This window comes from Bdellovibrio sp. ArHS, from assembly GCF_000786105.1.
GTDB lineage: Bacteria > Bdellovibrionota > Bdellovibrionia > Bdellovibrionales > Bdellovibrionaceae > Bdellovibrio.
Genome location: NZ_JTEV01000026.1, coordinates 47,580 through 61,984 on the forward strand (window position 1 = coordinate 47,580; position 14,405 = coordinate 61,984).

Here is a 14,405-nt window from a genome sequence, read left to right on the forward strand (position 1 = left end):
AAACGTGATGACCGTTGACTTTGAAGCCACTGGGCAAAAATTTGTCGCCATCAATGGCGGAAATGTTTAAAATGGTCAAATTCGATATCGAAGCGTTAAAACAAGCTTATCAAAGGTAACACATGAAAAAGTTTTTAGCGGTTTACACAGGCACACCTGAGTCTCTGGAAAAAAAATGGGGTTCACTCAACCCAAAAGAACGAGCTCAGCGCGAACGTCAGGGGGTTGAAGCCTGGATGAATTGGGGCAAGAAACACCAGCTTGCGATCAAGGACAATGGTTCTCCTCTGGGCAAAACCAAGAAAGTCGATGCCCAGGGGATCTCGGATACCAAAAATAATATGACGGGATATGTGATTGTCGAGGCTCCCTCGGCCCAGGAAGCCGCCGAAATGTTTCTTCACCATCCACACTTTACGATCTTCCCGGGCGATGGCGTAGAGATCGTCGAGTGCCTCGACCTGGAAGAAATGATAAAGAATAAGCAGTGATGCCTACTTCGGCATCACCACAGTCATATCCATATAAGGTCCCTGGGGAATTTCGCCGGGAGGCAGTCCTACCGGGACCTTATTCTGACTGGGACCCAACGACTTAATGAATCGATACATCGCTTTTAAGTCATCCTTAGTCATGGCATTTAAGGCATACCAGGGCATTGGTGGACGCGTCTTTAGAGTTTTCGCATACTGAACAAATTCCACTTCATTCATCATGTGCACCCGCTCGCGCAAATTGGTCGGAAACGTTGTTCCCCATGGCCCCTTCCACCCCACTTGATCACCAATCAACCAGTCTTTCTCTGGAATCTCACCGTTTTTCATTCCAAAGAATGGTGTGTGGCAGTCATTACAACCGATGGTCTTAACAAGATAACGACCTCTTTGAATATCGCTTTCACGATTTTTTGCTTCGGCCTTTGCCGACAAAACAAATAGCGTAAAAAAGGCCGATGCGAACAAGCTTGCTTTTTTCATGATGTCTCCCTTTATTTCTTCCAGTTTTGCGTGGTTTCTTTGACGAAATTTTCAAATGCCCTTGGCGGACGATTTAATATTTTTTCCTGTTGGATATAGTCGGTTGCGGTGGCTTTCAAACCTTCGCGCTGAAAATACCTATACATCTGCTTCCAATCACTCAAGAGCCAGGCCGGCAGAAAGGGTTTATTGCTCTTTTCCCAGTGCTCAAGATCATCGCCACCATAGTGGATGGGACGCTCCAAATACTGGCTGTACAGTTCGCAGGTTCGATGGGCCGTGAGGACCTCGGGCCCTACCAATGGGAATATCTGTCCACTGAGTTCTTCGTTCAGCACGGCTTGCACCAGAGCTTCGGCAATATCGTCGGCATCGACCCGACACAGCCCCACGTTCCCAAAGGGCTGCGGATACACGCCGTGGCCAAAAAGGGCTTCTTTGAAAAAGTAGTCATTTTGATAAAAGTTATTTGGCGATACCGTCGTCCATTTCAACCCGGACTTTTGCAACTCTTTTTGAATGGCAATTTTCGCTGCAAAATGCGGAATCGAAGGCGCAACTTCTACTCTGTGAATAGACATGAAAACCAGATGCTTTAAACCCGCGGTTTGAGCGAGTTGGACGAAACGCAGACCCGTTTCAAGCTCCGTGGGGCTTGCTGGGGTAATAAGCACGGCCTTATCGACCTTTTTTAACGCGGCCAAAATAGTACCATAATTATCAAAATCCAAAAGAACCTGATCTTTGTCGCGGGGCTGACGGCTTCCTGCAAAGGTTTCAACCTGAGACTGATTATGCAGCAGTTTTACGACTCTAGAACCAATGGTCCCGGTACTGGCGGTCACAAGAACTTTCATAAGATCCTCCGTCCATCACTTTACGGCTATTCAGGGACCGCGTTTCCTAAATATTTACTAAGTTCTTACGAAATAAATCCTAACCTGCTATCTTGTGTCTTATGTTGAATCAGGAATGGTCCGAATTTTTGGAAAACGGCGTCGCGATGACTTTGGGTTGCTGCGATTCTCAGCTTAAAAGCAAAGGCGCACGATGTGTGGGGGCTGTTGTCGGCCTGGATCGCAAAACTGTCACTTTTTACATTCAAAAAGACTCTGCGCAAAGAGTCCTCGCCATTTTGCAAGAGCGCCCCCAGGTCGCTGTTGTCGCCTCTTTGCCTTCCACTTACAAAACCCTGCAATTAAAAGGAAACTACTTATCACACCGCGAGGCAGATTCCCGCGACCGCCTTATTCTTGAGCGCTATCGAGAATTGTTTTTTGCGGAAACCGACAAAGCCGGAGTGCCGTCTCAAGTGATGAGACTGATGGTGAGCTTTCCCGCCATTGCCGTCGACATCGAAATCACGCAACTCTTTTTGAGCACGCCAGGCCCGCATGCGGGAGCGCCGTTATGATCAGCCCCTTTTCTTTTAAAAATGCCTTCTTAGGAGTCATTCCTTCCACGATCTTGACGGCTTCTCCTGACGGGACTCCCAACATCGCGTACTTAAGTCAGGTTTATTTGTTGAATGAGTCCCAGCTTGGACTCACAACCCAGTTTTTCAATAAGACCAAGAAGAACTTTGTGGCCAATCCCCACTGTACCGTGCGCGTTTATGATCCCGATAATTTTTGCGCGTATGAAATCGAAGCAAAATACAGTCATACCGAAGCAGAAGGGCCTTTATTTTCTCAACTGGCTAAAAAGTTCGATGCGATTGCAGAACATTCCGGTGCTTCACATTTCTTTAAACTTCAATCGATCGAAGTTTTGGATATTGTGAATATCGAAAAAATTGGCAATGAATCCTACACCAGCGAAGAAGCAGCCATTTCACTTCCTGTACGCCGAACCATCATTGACTTTGAAGCCCTGCAAAAAGTCTGTGAAAGAGTCAGCGCCGCGCGAAACTTGGAAGAACTTTTTGATTCGATTTTAAAAGCCATCGATCTGGAATTTGGTTTGCGACACTCTATGATTCTGATGAAACAGGCTGAGGCCGATCGACTTTATACGATCTCCACAAGAGGCTATGATCAGTCCGGTGTGGGCTCAGAAGTTAAAATCGGCGAAGGCGTTATTGGTCGTGCGGCGGAAATGAAAGTTCCTTTCGCTCACGCCTCGTTAACGCGTGAAATTCTTTATGCCCGAGCCACGACCTCTCCCCAAGAGGCAAATTCAGAATCCTTGCTTCACCAGGCCATCCCCCTGCCGGGCTTGAAGATGTCCCGCAGTCAGATGGCCATACCGATCGTTTTGCGCGGCGAACTTTTGGGCGTGCTCTTTGCGGAAAGTGAAAACATTTATGAGTTCCGCGACAGCGACGAAAGCATTCTTAAAACTTTAAGCCATGTACTGGCCTTGGCAATTCAGAATCTTCAGATCAGTCATGAGTTTGAAATCGTCCCGACGGCGGCTTCGCCCGTAGTTTCAGAAACCAAACCACAACCTTCTAAAGAAAAACTGATCTTTAGCTATTTCCACAAAGAGGACTGTATCTTGCTTAATGGGGAATATCTGATCCGCAACGTCCCGGCCCGAATTTTATGGAGAATGCTCAAGGACTTCCATACTCAAGGTAAAACCGAGTTCACCAACCGCGAACTCAGAATGGACTCTTGGTTGCAGCTTCCCGAAATCAAAGACAACCTCGAAACTCGCCTGATCCTGCTACGGAAACGCCTGGAAAAAAAGTGCCCGCAGGTTTCCATCGTCTCGAGCGGCCGGGGCCGAGTCACTTTGCTCGCGGCTAGCGAGATCACTTTGTCGGAGAATTAGAAGTATTGATTTAGTCGCAGGGCGCCAAAAAAAGGACTTTGCTATTCACGGAACCAATGCAAAGCGCACGAATTAATCTTCCATGCAGAAATGCAGACAATGTGGACGATTTTACCGCCACCGTGGCAGTAAAAGAACATTAATAAAAATCCGTACTACAGTTCCGTTCGCCAAAATAAGCGGATCAAACCCACTCTTATCATGGTCGTCCATATTGCGGCTCATTTTTTATTAAGCTGCACGCCTTATATAAGTACGTCTATCTTTTAACCAAGATAGAAATTCTGCAAGTTCCTCCGATTGTGACGCCACTGCATTTTCAACAAGCTTCTCATCATACAGACAGAAAAATCTCGATTTTGCGCGAGTAACCGCGACATTGAGTCTTCTTATATCGGAAAGAAAGTGGAGATCCTCTGACGAGCCTCCATCTCCGCCGAATGATAGAAAGATAGCTTCTCTTTCTTGCCCTTGAAACCTCTCTACCGTATCAACTAAAACTTTCGATGCAGCGGTTGTACCAAGTCTATTTTGTAGGGCCGCATTGACGATACCAGCTTGAATTCTATAAGGACAAATAACCCCTACAGTTTCGGCGTTGTCCCTACTCTTCATTATTCTTTCAACCTTGTCGGTTATAAAATCAGCCTCTTTTTGAGAAAATTTACCCGACGAACCGGAAGAAAAACGTTTTGGCACGACAAAGTCGTCCGTCAAAAAGGCAGGACTTTGGGCAAAGTAGTCGCGGTTGACTACAGACACATGGGGAACGAGTCTACCTTTATAGAACTTTTCCGATGACCAGGCCTGTATTTCCCTTCGCATTCTATACTGTGTTTCCAGCATGGGTGTGTCTTCCCCGACGAACAAAGAAAAGATATTATCATATTGAATATCCGCGTGTTTTGCCGACAATACTGGAGGTAACTGGAATTGATCGCCAACAAGAATGAGCCGCCTGGTCAGTCTTTGAATGAAGGGCCAAAAGTAGACCGGGACTTGCCCAGCTTCATCGACAACTAACAAGTCAACCTTCGGTGCAGACCTATTAAACGCCAGCTTATGAAGTGTCGCCCCAAGAAGCTGATATTCATCTAAACTTTTCTTAAAATCCGGAGAGCTAACAGCGGCACTGCCCTCATTCTGAGTATAGAATTCTCCCCGAATTTTATCAGAATTCCCCACTCGCACCCAATCATAATCGGGGTTCTCTCGAACCACCCTCGCTAACAAGTTATCGACAGCCGCGTTGGTAAAAGAAGTTACGCACACTTTCATTTTAGAGTTCAAAGCCAATGCAATAATCGCCTGAAGAAGCTGTGTCTTTCCTGTGCCAGGCGGTCCCTGAACAGCTCCATTCATGTCGTCACCGATTAACTGATGGACTGCGTTCTTCTGAATGTCATTTAAGCCATCATAAATTCTTCTGAAGTTAGCTCCCTCCACGGAAAGCGGGTACCTGCCCCCACTATTCAATAGGATGGGCGCAGTTGAGGAACCCATCTCGTAAATCTTTTTCATAAGCAGATTATTAAAGACTGAGGAGGAGCTTTTAAATAGAAACACCTCGCGGATATCTTCCTCCTCCAAAGGTTTGATTCCACCAACAGTAACTTCAATCTTCCCCGGCTCGGAGTATCTAACAGTTTCGACGCGCCAGCCGTCGGAAAACTTCACTGAAAGGTCCGAACCCGCTTTCTGTAATCGAATTTCAACCGTGTCTCCCGGTCTAAAACGCGAATAACAAGCTTTGCCTTCAAGTACCCAACGAGCAAAACCAAGCTTCTGCTTTAGAATCAAAGGTCCCAGTGCATCGGCACTGTCACAAACTTGACTTAAAGGCGCATCGACTTCCCCCCGATATCTCGAGTACTCGGCTCTCTTTTCGGCGCGTATCATTTTGATAAAGGAATGCATGTCGATTTTGGCATTTGGTTTCATGTAAACAAACACATCGGAGTTTCATTAGATACCTTTAGCTGATATCCTTGCCGCATGGGAACAAATCCAGTTCCTTCCTAACTCCCCCATATCCAAGGTGCCTTAACGTCTCGGCCCCCATTTCTGTATACTTAAAAGGCACCCCTAGCCTTAATTTTTACAGCTATTTAAATTCCCCTTGCGCCCCGGGGTGGAGGCTGGCTAATTACGGGTATGGAAAAGCAAAATTTGAAACGTCCCGAACTCCTGCTTCCGGTAGGTACAAAAGATATGGCCCTGGCGGCTATTCATAACGGAGCAGATGCCATCTTTATGGGAGTTCCCGGCTTCAACGCCCGTGGACGTTCCTATGACTTTCAAATCGAAGAAGTCAAAGAGATCATCGACACCTGTCACTTGCACGGCGTGAAGGTCAATCTTGCTTTCAATATTCTGATTTTTCAAAACGAACTTCAGGCTGCTGTCGAAGTTTTGGAAAAAATCCTTCCTCTCAAACCTGACGCCTTTATCGTTCAAGATCTGGGCTTGGTCCGTCTGATTCGTCAAATGGCTCCGAACCAACGCGTCCATGCCTCTACCCAGATGAGTGTTACCAATGCCGAAGCGATTCAGTGGCTAGACGATTTGGGCATTCAACGTTTCGTATTGGCCCGCGAAAACTCGCTCAGTGAAATCCAGGCGATCAAACAAAACACCAATAAAGAGATTGAGGTGTTCGTCCACGGCGCTCTTTGCGTCAGTTATTCAGGTCAATGTTTCACGTCAGAAGGCATCGGCGGCCGCTCGGCCAATCGCGGCCAGTGCGCACAAAGCTGTCGCTTTTCCTACGAAATGTATGTCGACGGTGAAAAACGCGATTTGCAAGGGCGCTCTTTTTTGGTTTCCCCTCAGGACCTCTGTGGCATCAATGAAGTGCCGCAGCTTTTAGCGGCCGGTGTGGATTGCTTCAAAGTGGAAGGCCGCCTTAAAACTCCGGAATATGTGGCAACAGCAGCTCGCAGCTTTGATGAGGCGATCTCGGCCGCACAAGCTGGCGAGACGTTGGCTCAGCCGATTTTAAAAAAGAAGCAGATGGCCACCGCATTCTCTCGCGGTTTTTATAGCGGATGGTTCCATGGTGTGAATCATCAGGAGCTTGTCGAAGGCACCTTCAGTGCCCATCGTGGCTTTGAGTTCGGCAAAATATCGCGCATCAATGCCCACTCTTTCGAAGTCGACCTGAACGACGCCACAATTCTTCAAGGCTTAAAAGCCGACTTCATCAAGCCGGGCGACGGCATTCTTTGGGTGTATAAAGATCGCCAAGGTCAGAGTCAGGAAAAAGGCGGCTTTGTTTTTGCAGTGAAGACATTGTCACCGCGACGCTTCGAACTTGAGTTTTCTCGCGACATCGCGATGGATGGCTTATTCCAAGGCGCTCGCGTATTCTACAACCACGACAAAGACCTAAAAAAAGATGTCGCCTTAAGCGTTGAAGATAAACAAAGAAAAAAACGTCTTCCTGTTGCGATCCAGGCGAAGGCTTTCTTGGGACAACCTTTGACGGTGACCTACACCGATGGCACTTACTCGGTCACCGCCTCTTCCGAGAGCGTTTGTGAAGCCGCTAAAACCAAGGGTCTTTCGGCTGAAAGTCTGCAAGAAGAACTTTTCGCATTAATGGGTAGCCCGTTCCGTGGCGAAAAGTTTGCCTGTGAAATCGATCCGACGACGCCATTATTTTTGCCGCATCGCCAGATCAAAGAATTGCGCCAACAGTTGATCAAAGAACTGACGGATCTGCGCATCCAAAATGGCGCGGCCCCGGCAATTCCCCCGAAAGATCTGGTGATGGATTGGGTGTCCCGCCAGAAGACTTCTCAAAATTCACCACAAAGCCTAAAACTGAATTTATTGTTGCGAGACAAGGGCCAGGTGGAGGATGTTGTCCAAGCGATCACGACGGGGGACATCCTTCCAGAGCGCATCAATCTATTTATTTTGGATTTTGAATTCGGGTTGGATTTTGAACCAAGTCTGAATTTATTAAAAGCCCAGGGTCTTAAGGTCGGCATTGCCACCACACGTATTTTGAAACCCAATGAACACCGCAACGTAAAACACTTGTTGCGATTGAATCCCGATGCGATCCTGGCAAGAAATTTGGGAGCCGTTCAATACTTGCAAGCCAATCGCTATCAAGGACAGATTCTGGGCGACTTCAGCCTGAATGTGGCAAATCACTTAACCGCTCAGTACCTGTTGGATAAAGGCCTGACCAGCATTTGTTTGGGCTACGATCTGAACCATCTGCAAGTCAGTGATTTGCTACAAGCGGGACAAGCCGCGCGCTTTGAAGTCACCGCTTATCAGTACATGCCAAGCTTTCACATGGAACACTGTGTGTTCGCGGCTTTCCTAAGTAAAGGGTCCAGCTTTAAGGACTGCGGAAAACCCTGCGAAAGACACGAAGTTAAATTAAAAGACCAGTTCGGAAACTGGCACCAGATTAAACCCGATCAGGAATGTCGTAATACGATGTACAATGGGACTTCCCAATCGGCAGCTCGTTACGTCAAGGACTGGGAGTCGTTAGGACTGGGCTTCATTCGTTACGAGGCACTGAAAGAACGAGGTGCCGAATTAATCACGAAGATCCAGGCTCACCTTGAGTATATTAGCGGAACTCGCAATCTTGATTCTTTGATCAAAGAATTGGGGAACGTTGAAAGCTACGGCCTTTCCGAGAACCACTTCCAAAGAGAAAAAGAATATCAAAGCCGAAAAAAAGACTTAGTTTGAGTCACTGGAAAACTTTGCTTTCAAATATGTCTCGTACTCACGAAGAATCGAGTTCATCACGGCCTTAAGAAGATGCTCAAACTGCGGGTCCTCTTTTTGATCCGCATTCAGGGCCACAAAATCCCTCAGGATTTGCTCTTCGCGTTCCGCATTGAAAAAAGGCAGACCTTGTTCTTGTTTGATCTTCCAAATTTCCATGGTCAAATCACGACGACGGGCTAAAAGGGAATATAGGTCCTGATGAATTTGATCAATTTCTTGACGGAGGTTGGCGATAGTTTTCACAGTCATTTTTCCTTTGCATCAATCTAAACGGAAAAGAGCAAATTTTAAGTAACGCAGTTCTTCCATCGCCAAAGGATACGGATGATCCACGGGCTGACCGCCCATATAAACCAACGTCGCCTTCTTACGCGCTCGGGAAAAGGACTCCTGACAGATCTCCATAAACTGTTGGGTAGAAATATGACTAGAGCAGGAGCTTGCCGCAAAAAGCCCCTCTGGATTGACAAGCTTTATCGAGTTAGAAAACACCTTCGCATAAGCCGCCTTGGCTTGTTCTACGGACTTTTCATTCGGTGCAAAGCTGGGCGGATCGGTGATGACTAAGTCATACTTCTTCTTTTCCGCATTCAGTTGTTCCAAGTAAGCAAAGGCGTCCGTCGCGATGTCGTGATGGGTTGTCTGAAGGTCATTGATTTCGAAGTTTCTTTGCACAGCCTGGATCGCCACCTTGGCAATGTCGACGCTGGTAACTTCTTTCGCGCCCCCTTTTGCTGCAAAAATCGAAAAACCACCCGTATAGCTAAAGAGATTTAGAACAGTTTTGCCTTTGGCAAAATGCTGAATCATTTTTCGATTGTCTCTTTGATCAAGAAAGAATCCTGTTTTCGCCGCATCCCGAATATTCGAGGCGAACAAAACTCCATTTTCAAGAAATTGCACTTCCGGCGCCAAGGTGCCGATGATGTTGAGGCCTTTTTCATCGGCATCATTCCGGCGCTTCAGATACACGCATTTGATCTGCGGAAAAGAGTTCTGAATTTTTTCGGCAATCACCGGGGCGTTCCAGGTCTTTTCCATAATCGCATGATCGTGCTTAATGACCGCGGTGTCGTTATAAATATCGACAATCAAGCCTGGAAAGCCATCACCCTCACCGTTGATCAGACGAAAAGAATTCGTCACCGCAAGATCAAAAGTGCGGCGAATTTCAATCGCCTTTCGCCATTGACTTTCAAAGTAAAGTTCAAGCGTGCGCTTCACATTGTTTTTTCTGAAGATGGGCTCGTCCGCAAGGACTAGAACACGAAAACGCAACTGCGTATCGTTCTGCCAAATCCCCAACGCCAAAGTTTCGCCTTTATAGTTCAGAAGATGAATGCCCGACTTCACGGAGCGACCCTCGTCAAAACAATTGGCAAAAATCCAGCGGTGTCCCTGCTTCAGGTGTTTGGTCACATCACGCTTAAGCTCAAGGGTTTGAATATTCTCATCAAATACAACGGCGGCTGAATTCATCGGGGGTCTCCAAGAACCACAATATTTAAGCCAAATCCCCCACTGGCTCAAGACTTAAACCGCCCCCGAAAGAGCGTTGGCGATTTTACAGGCCTCCCTTGACTGAGTCGCGATTCTAAACGACTCTCGCAGCCATGAAAGCTCCTAAATCGCCTGCCCCCGTATTAAAGCCGACCCTTCTCGACACCCCGTTTTGGCGCAACTTCGCTAAAAAGCACTGGGAAAAGGCGCCTTTGACCCTACGGAATGTGAAAACGGGTCTATCAGAAATGAGTGCGGAGGAGATTTTCAATCTTCTAGTGCTGTATAGTGACCGCTGCCGTAAGCTTCAAGACCCCGAGGGTTTTAAATTCTATATCGACGGTTTTAAAGTGGACGCCAGCGATGTTCTGCAAGTTCTTCCCGTTAAAAAAGACCAATCCCTGCAAGGCTATCATAAACGCATGCAGGCCGAGTTTTCGGACTACTGCCTTGTATGCGATGAACTTCTAAAGGTGAATCTAAAAAAACAGCATCTTCTGACCGACTTCACCGACGAACTTTATCGCCATGTCGGCCTTCCCAATCGATTTTCTGAAATGGGTCTGTATCTTGGAAACTACCGAAAGACCCCGTTTGGAGTGCATGTCGACGCGTGCGGGGTTTTCAGCTTCCCCGTTGCGGGCACAAAGAAGTTCCGTCTTTGGACGGCCGAGTTCGGCAAAAAGAATCCGGGCTTGGACCGCTCTTTCAAATACGACAAATATAAAAAAAATTCTCTGCTTATCGAAGCGCGCCCCGGTGATATGGTTTATTGGCCTTCATCCGCGTGGCATATTGCTGAATCCGACGGCTCTTTCAGTGCGACGTGGAGCCTCGGTGTGTGGGTGGATCAGCCGCTGAAAAATGATATCGCCGCCTCGTTAAAAGAACTCATCGACACTCAGCTCGGCACCACGGGTGAAGCCCCCACGACGGCCTTCACCTCTTTACACAGCTCTTCGGGCGAGGTGACGGAACTACCCCTAGCTTATCAAAACTCGATCGAGATGATCAGACATTGGACGGCGGGGGAACTGCAAGAGACTTTTTTGAAGTCCTGGATGAAGCATATTTCCCTTCAAGGTTTTAAAAACCTACCGAAGATGAACTTGCCATTGTCGGAAAATTCAGAAATCAAATTGCGCAGCGATCGTTCGTTGATCCTGTGGAACCAGAGTCAGACGAACAAAAATATTTTCTATTTTTGTTTTGGCGGTGTTCTCATCGAATCTTCCAAAGGAAGTGGACTTCTGCCTTTGGTAAAGAAACTTAATGCGGGCCACACCTGTGCGGTAAAGACTCTCCTAAAGGGGCGTTCTGGCAAAAAGAATCTAGATGCCCTCCACTTGCTGGCAGAGGCCGGGGCTTTTTCGTTCTAAGGTAAGATTCTTCTAAGAAAAGACTTCCTAAGAGGCATTACTATTTTCATCTTCAGAAAAGCTGGCGGCAACGTCAAAGACGGAATCCACCGTGCCTTCCAACGACAAGGCAACCAGATTAATGTATTCGCTGCCGACTTGAAGATCCCGCAACTCTTTTTCGATGCCGGTGCCGGAGCTCTGCAAAAGGGACACGAAATTTCCCAAAGCTTGCAGATAGTGCAAAAACATCTGCTTAGTTTCGACATCCCGCGACGACTCAATCGAGCCCATTTGCCGAATCACCTCAAGCCCTGTTGTGAATTTGCGGACATCACCCATTTTTTCAGACATCTCATTAAGATTTTTTCTTAAAGAGCCAATTTCAATCGTGAGATTTTGACTGTGTTTTTTAAACAGATACGAAAAATGTTTTCTATTTTCAATCATCGTCGAGAACACATTTTTCGACGTGGAAATTTTTTTCAATGATTCTTTGACAAAAAAATCAACCATCATCATTTGCGCTTCCAGGGCAACGATTTCCAGGGCGCATTTTTGGATGACGGACGAAAGCACTTGGGTCAACTCGAACAGTCCAGTTAAATGCGCTTTGATCTGTTCAGAAAGATCCGAAAATTCTTTGGCCACGACGCCAAGACTTGCGGCCTCTTCCCCCAGCTTCGCTGCCGAAATCGTCATATTCAGGACGATGAATTTCAGATTCTGAAAGTTCTCCATCAATACATTCATTTTTCCAGAAAAAGACTGATTGATGTTCTGGAACTCCTGAACACGGGTGAAGCACCCCTTCAAGTCCGCAGATGCCCGGCGACTGATGTGCGAGATCTTTTCCGCCAAGTCGCCCTCTTCCTGACGACCCGACTCTTTATTTTTTTCCTGCAGAATATTGATTTCCGCAAACGCGGCCTGGATCATAAAGTCCGTATAGTCCTTAAATCCAGCTTTGCCGACATTATCTAGAAGAAACGGAATAGAGCCGTCCATCCCTTCCTTGTCCTCGACCTCTAAAGTCAAAGGATACAAGGCCTGAGCCGCTTTAAACAGAGCTGAAGAAGGCTTGAAACGAATCGACAAATACTCGCCGTTCTCGATCGGAAAGACAAAAGCGAAGACCCAATAGAAGTTGCCATTGGCCGACATGTTTTTCACGTAGGCTGCAATCGGAGAACCTGCCTTTATGGTGTCCCATAGAAGTTTAAATACGGCGCGAGGCATATCAGGATGACGAATGATACTGTGGGGGGCCCCAATCATTGTCTCTTGGGAATAACCACTGATACGCATAAAAACGTCATTACCGAAAAGAATGACTCCCCGGGAATCCGTCGTACTAAAAAAGAACTCATCAAACCCAAAAGGGCTTTCAGACTGCGTCGGTGTTGGTTTCTTCATCTCTGGAACCTTGTCATGTGTCTAAATGAAAAATCCTACATGTGTAAGTAACCAGTGCCTAGTGTTTTCTCTGAATCAAGGCGTGGTTCAGGTGGAACATCTAGTCTTAATATTGTAAGAGAAATATCAGACTGTCACTGAGGATTGTTTGCCTCCCTGGAAGTCTAGCACGTTCTGCACTCGGTCTTGGTAAAAAACACGGACAGTCCTTTTCTGATCCATAAATCCTTTAAAGACTTTCATTGGAAGTGTTGAAGTGTTTCAAAGATGAGTTCAATCGCGGCTCTGTGGTCCTAGTGTCTCATATTAAACAAAACTGTTTTATTTTTAAAAACAAACAGAAATATGATTAAGTTCTTAAAGGCATTCTCCGAAACATCTGTCTGTGTTTACGAACACTCCAAAGGAGAACCCCATGACACGTTCGATTGTTTGTACGATTTTTACCTTGTTCATTGTCGGCTTTGCGGTCACCGCCGAAGCAAAAAAAACCACCGCCAATTTTGATTTAGTGCCTTTTAAAACCCTCACCCTAGCCAGTGATCCGAATATCACAGTTCCCGTCTATAAAAGTCCTGGAAAACATGGACCCGCTATCTTATTGGTGCACGGAAATTCATCGTCCAGTCGCTCTTATGTAAAACAAATCTTGGGATCGGTCGGACTTCATCGAAAGATTTTCGCTTTGGATTTGCCGGGCTACGGTCAATCGGGAAAGGTCGACGCGTCGTTGCCCCTGCCTGTCAATGCACAAGGAGCACCAATAGGATTTGCCCAGTATCAAAGTGGGCTCGTTGAGGCCATCGGTTTAGTCGCAAATGACAGCGAGGTGAACGCGAAGGTGGTTGTTGGTTGGAGTCTTGGCGGGGATCTCACGTTATTAACTCAAGGGCTCGGTCTTTTGCCCAATATAAAAGGAATCATGATGTTCGGCACCGCCCCCGCAGGAGCACAATCTCCCGCCGGAGTTCATCCATTTAAGGAGCCTAATATTCCAGGTGTGCCCTTTACTCTGGGAATCTTGCCTTCTTTCGGGTTCGCATTTCAGCTCAACCCAGCCTCTCCTTATGGATTCGATTTGAACGCCAGCTTTACAGATCCAGTGCCGGCATATGCCCCTGCCCCTATCAATCAGGCTCCCAATATCGGGGTCGCCTACATTCGTGCCTTCTTCAATGAAGGAACTCGTCTTAGCGGACAGATTCCAGGGATTTTTTATGAAGATGGTATGATCCGCACTGATCAAAGAGCCCGTGCGTCCCTGGGCGCGAGTGTTTTAGGTTTCACCCCGCCAGGCCCCGTGCCGTTCCCGGATGAACTTCAAGTTCTGCAAAATTTAGCGGGTTCGCCAACAACAAATGCCGATGATATAAAAATCGCGGTGCTGCATGGTGAAGAGGACGCCTTTGTTAATCTGAATTATCTTGAAGCTTTAAAAACGAATGGACTTTTACCCACACTCTGGAAAAACAAAATTCATGTGATTAAAGATGCCGGCCACGCCGCGCACTATGAAAAGGCCCCGAAGTTTAATAAAATGCTCGAAAAATTTGTCCAGGATTTGTAATTAAAAAAAGAGGGTTCCCAAGGAACCCTCTTTTCAAACGTATAT

Annotated in this window: 12 protein-coding genes; 6 read left to right on the plus strand and 6 right to left on the minus strand. The window is 46.8% G+C overall.

Features of this window, described 5'->3' with window-relative positions; all coding sequences use genetic code 11:
* Nucleotides 1-122 precede the first annotated feature (122 nt).
* Nucleotides 123-491 carry a hypothetical protein gene (locus OM95_RS13975; RefSeq protein WP_041875013.1) on the plus strand — a complete coding sequence of 123 codons (369 nt, stop codon included), beginning with the start codon at nucleotides 123-125 and terminating at the stop codon, nucleotides 489-491.
* Between the two features lie 3 nt (nucleotides 492-494).
* On the opposite strand, the gene OM95_RS13980 is transcribed toward OM95_RS13975, so the two are convergent.
* Both OM95_RS13980 and OM95_RS13985 read right to left on the minus strand, forming a co-directional pair.
* On the minus strand, nucleotides 495-977 hold the full coding sequence (locus tag OM95_RS13980; protein ID WP_041875014.1) for a hypothetical protein: 483 nt from the start codon (nucleotides 975-977) through the stop codon (nucleotides 495-497).
* An 11-nt stretch (nucleotides 978-988) separates the two neighbouring features.
* Nucleotides 989-1,834 (minus strand): NmrA family NAD(P)-binding protein, encoded by an 846-nt coding sequence (locus tag OM95_RS13985; RefSeq protein WP_041875017.1) that lies wholly within the window; start codon nucleotides 1,832-1,834, stop codon nucleotides 989-991.
* 101 nt (nucleotides 1,835-1,935) lie between these two features.
* Here OM95_RS13985 and OM95_RS13990 point away from each other — a divergent pair, with 101 nt between their 5' ends.
* Both OM95_RS13990 and OM95_RS13995 read left to right on the plus strand, forming a co-directional pair.
* Nucleotides 1,936-2,391: a hypothetical protein gene (locus tag OM95_RS13990; RefSeq protein WP_041875020.1), complete on the plus strand. Its 456-nt coding sequence runs from the start codon at nucleotides 1,936-1,938 to the stop codon at nucleotides 2,389-2,391.
* Nucleotides 2,388-3,755 carry a GAF domain-containing protein gene (locus OM95_RS13995; RefSeq protein WP_041875022.1) on the plus strand — a complete coding sequence of 456 codons (1,368 nt, stop codon included), beginning with the start codon at nucleotides 2,388-2,390 and terminating at the stop codon, nucleotides 3,753-3,755. Before OM95_RS13990 ends, OM95_RS13995 begins: the two co-directional genes overlap by 4 nt.
* A gap of 231 nt (nucleotides 3,756-3,986) precedes the next feature.
* Here OM95_RS13995 and OM95_RS14000 read toward each other — a convergent pair whose 3' ends face one another.
* The gene (locus OM95_RS14000; protein ID WP_041875023.1) at nucleotides 3,987-5,696 is read right to left on the minus strand and encodes an AAA domain-containing protein; all 1,710 of its coding nucleotides are present in this window, start codon (nucleotides 5,694-5,696) and stop codon (nucleotides 3,987-3,989) included.
* 213 nt (nucleotides 5,697-5,909) lie between these two features.
* Here OM95_RS14000 and OM95_RS14005 point away from each other — a divergent pair, with 213 nt between their 5' ends.
* Nucleotides 5,910-8,477, plus strand: a complete 2,568-nt coding sequence (locus tag OM95_RS14005) for a U32 family peptidase (protein WP_291516462.1) — start codon at nucleotides 5,910-5,912, stop codon at nucleotides 8,475-8,477.
* Here the strand turns inward: OM95_RS14005 and OM95_RS14010 are convergent.
* Both OM95_RS14010 and OM95_RS14015 read right to left on the minus strand, forming a co-directional pair.
* Nucleotides 8,469-8,768 (minus strand): chorismate mutase, encoded by a 300-nt coding sequence (locus tag OM95_RS14010; protein ID WP_291516464.1) that lies wholly within the window; start codon nucleotides 8,766-8,768, stop codon nucleotides 8,469-8,471. The two genes, OM95_RS14005 and OM95_RS14010, sit on opposite strands and share 9 nt — an antisense overlap.
* A 12-nt stretch (nucleotides 8,769-8,780) precedes the next feature.
* On the minus strand, nucleotides 8,781-9,998 hold the full coding sequence (locus OM95_RS14015; protein WP_041875027.1) for a class I SAM-dependent rRNA methyltransferase: 1,218 nt from the start codon (nucleotides 9,996-9,998) through the stop codon (nucleotides 8,781-8,783).
* Nucleotides 9,999-10,132: 134 nt separating this feature from the next.
* On the opposite strand from OM95_RS14015, the gene OM95_RS14020 reads away from it, so the two are divergent.
* A complete protein-coding gene (locus OM95_RS14020) occupies nucleotides 10,133-11,398 on the plus strand; it encodes a cupin domain-containing protein (RefSeq protein WP_291516466.1) in 1,266 nt (421 codons plus the stop codon).
* Nucleotides 11,399-11,425: 27 nt separating this feature from the next.
* Here OM95_RS14020 and OM95_RS14025 read toward each other — a convergent pair whose 3' ends face one another.
* Nucleotides 11,426-12,793 carry a PAS domain-containing protein gene (locus OM95_RS14025; protein ID WP_041875029.1) on the minus strand — a complete coding sequence of 456 codons (1,368 nt, stop codon included), beginning with the start codon at nucleotides 12,791-12,793 and terminating at the stop codon, nucleotides 11,426-11,428.
* Nucleotides 12,794-13,208: 415 nt separating this feature from the next.
* On the opposite strand from OM95_RS14025, the gene OM95_RS14030 reads away from it, so the two are divergent.
* Nucleotides 13,209-14,360, plus strand: coding sequence for an alpha/beta hydrolase (locus OM95_RS14030; protein WP_041875032.1), 1,152 nt, complete (start codon nucleotides 13,209-13,211; stop codon nucleotides 14,358-14,360).
* Nucleotides 14,361-14,405: the final 45 nt, after the last annotated feature.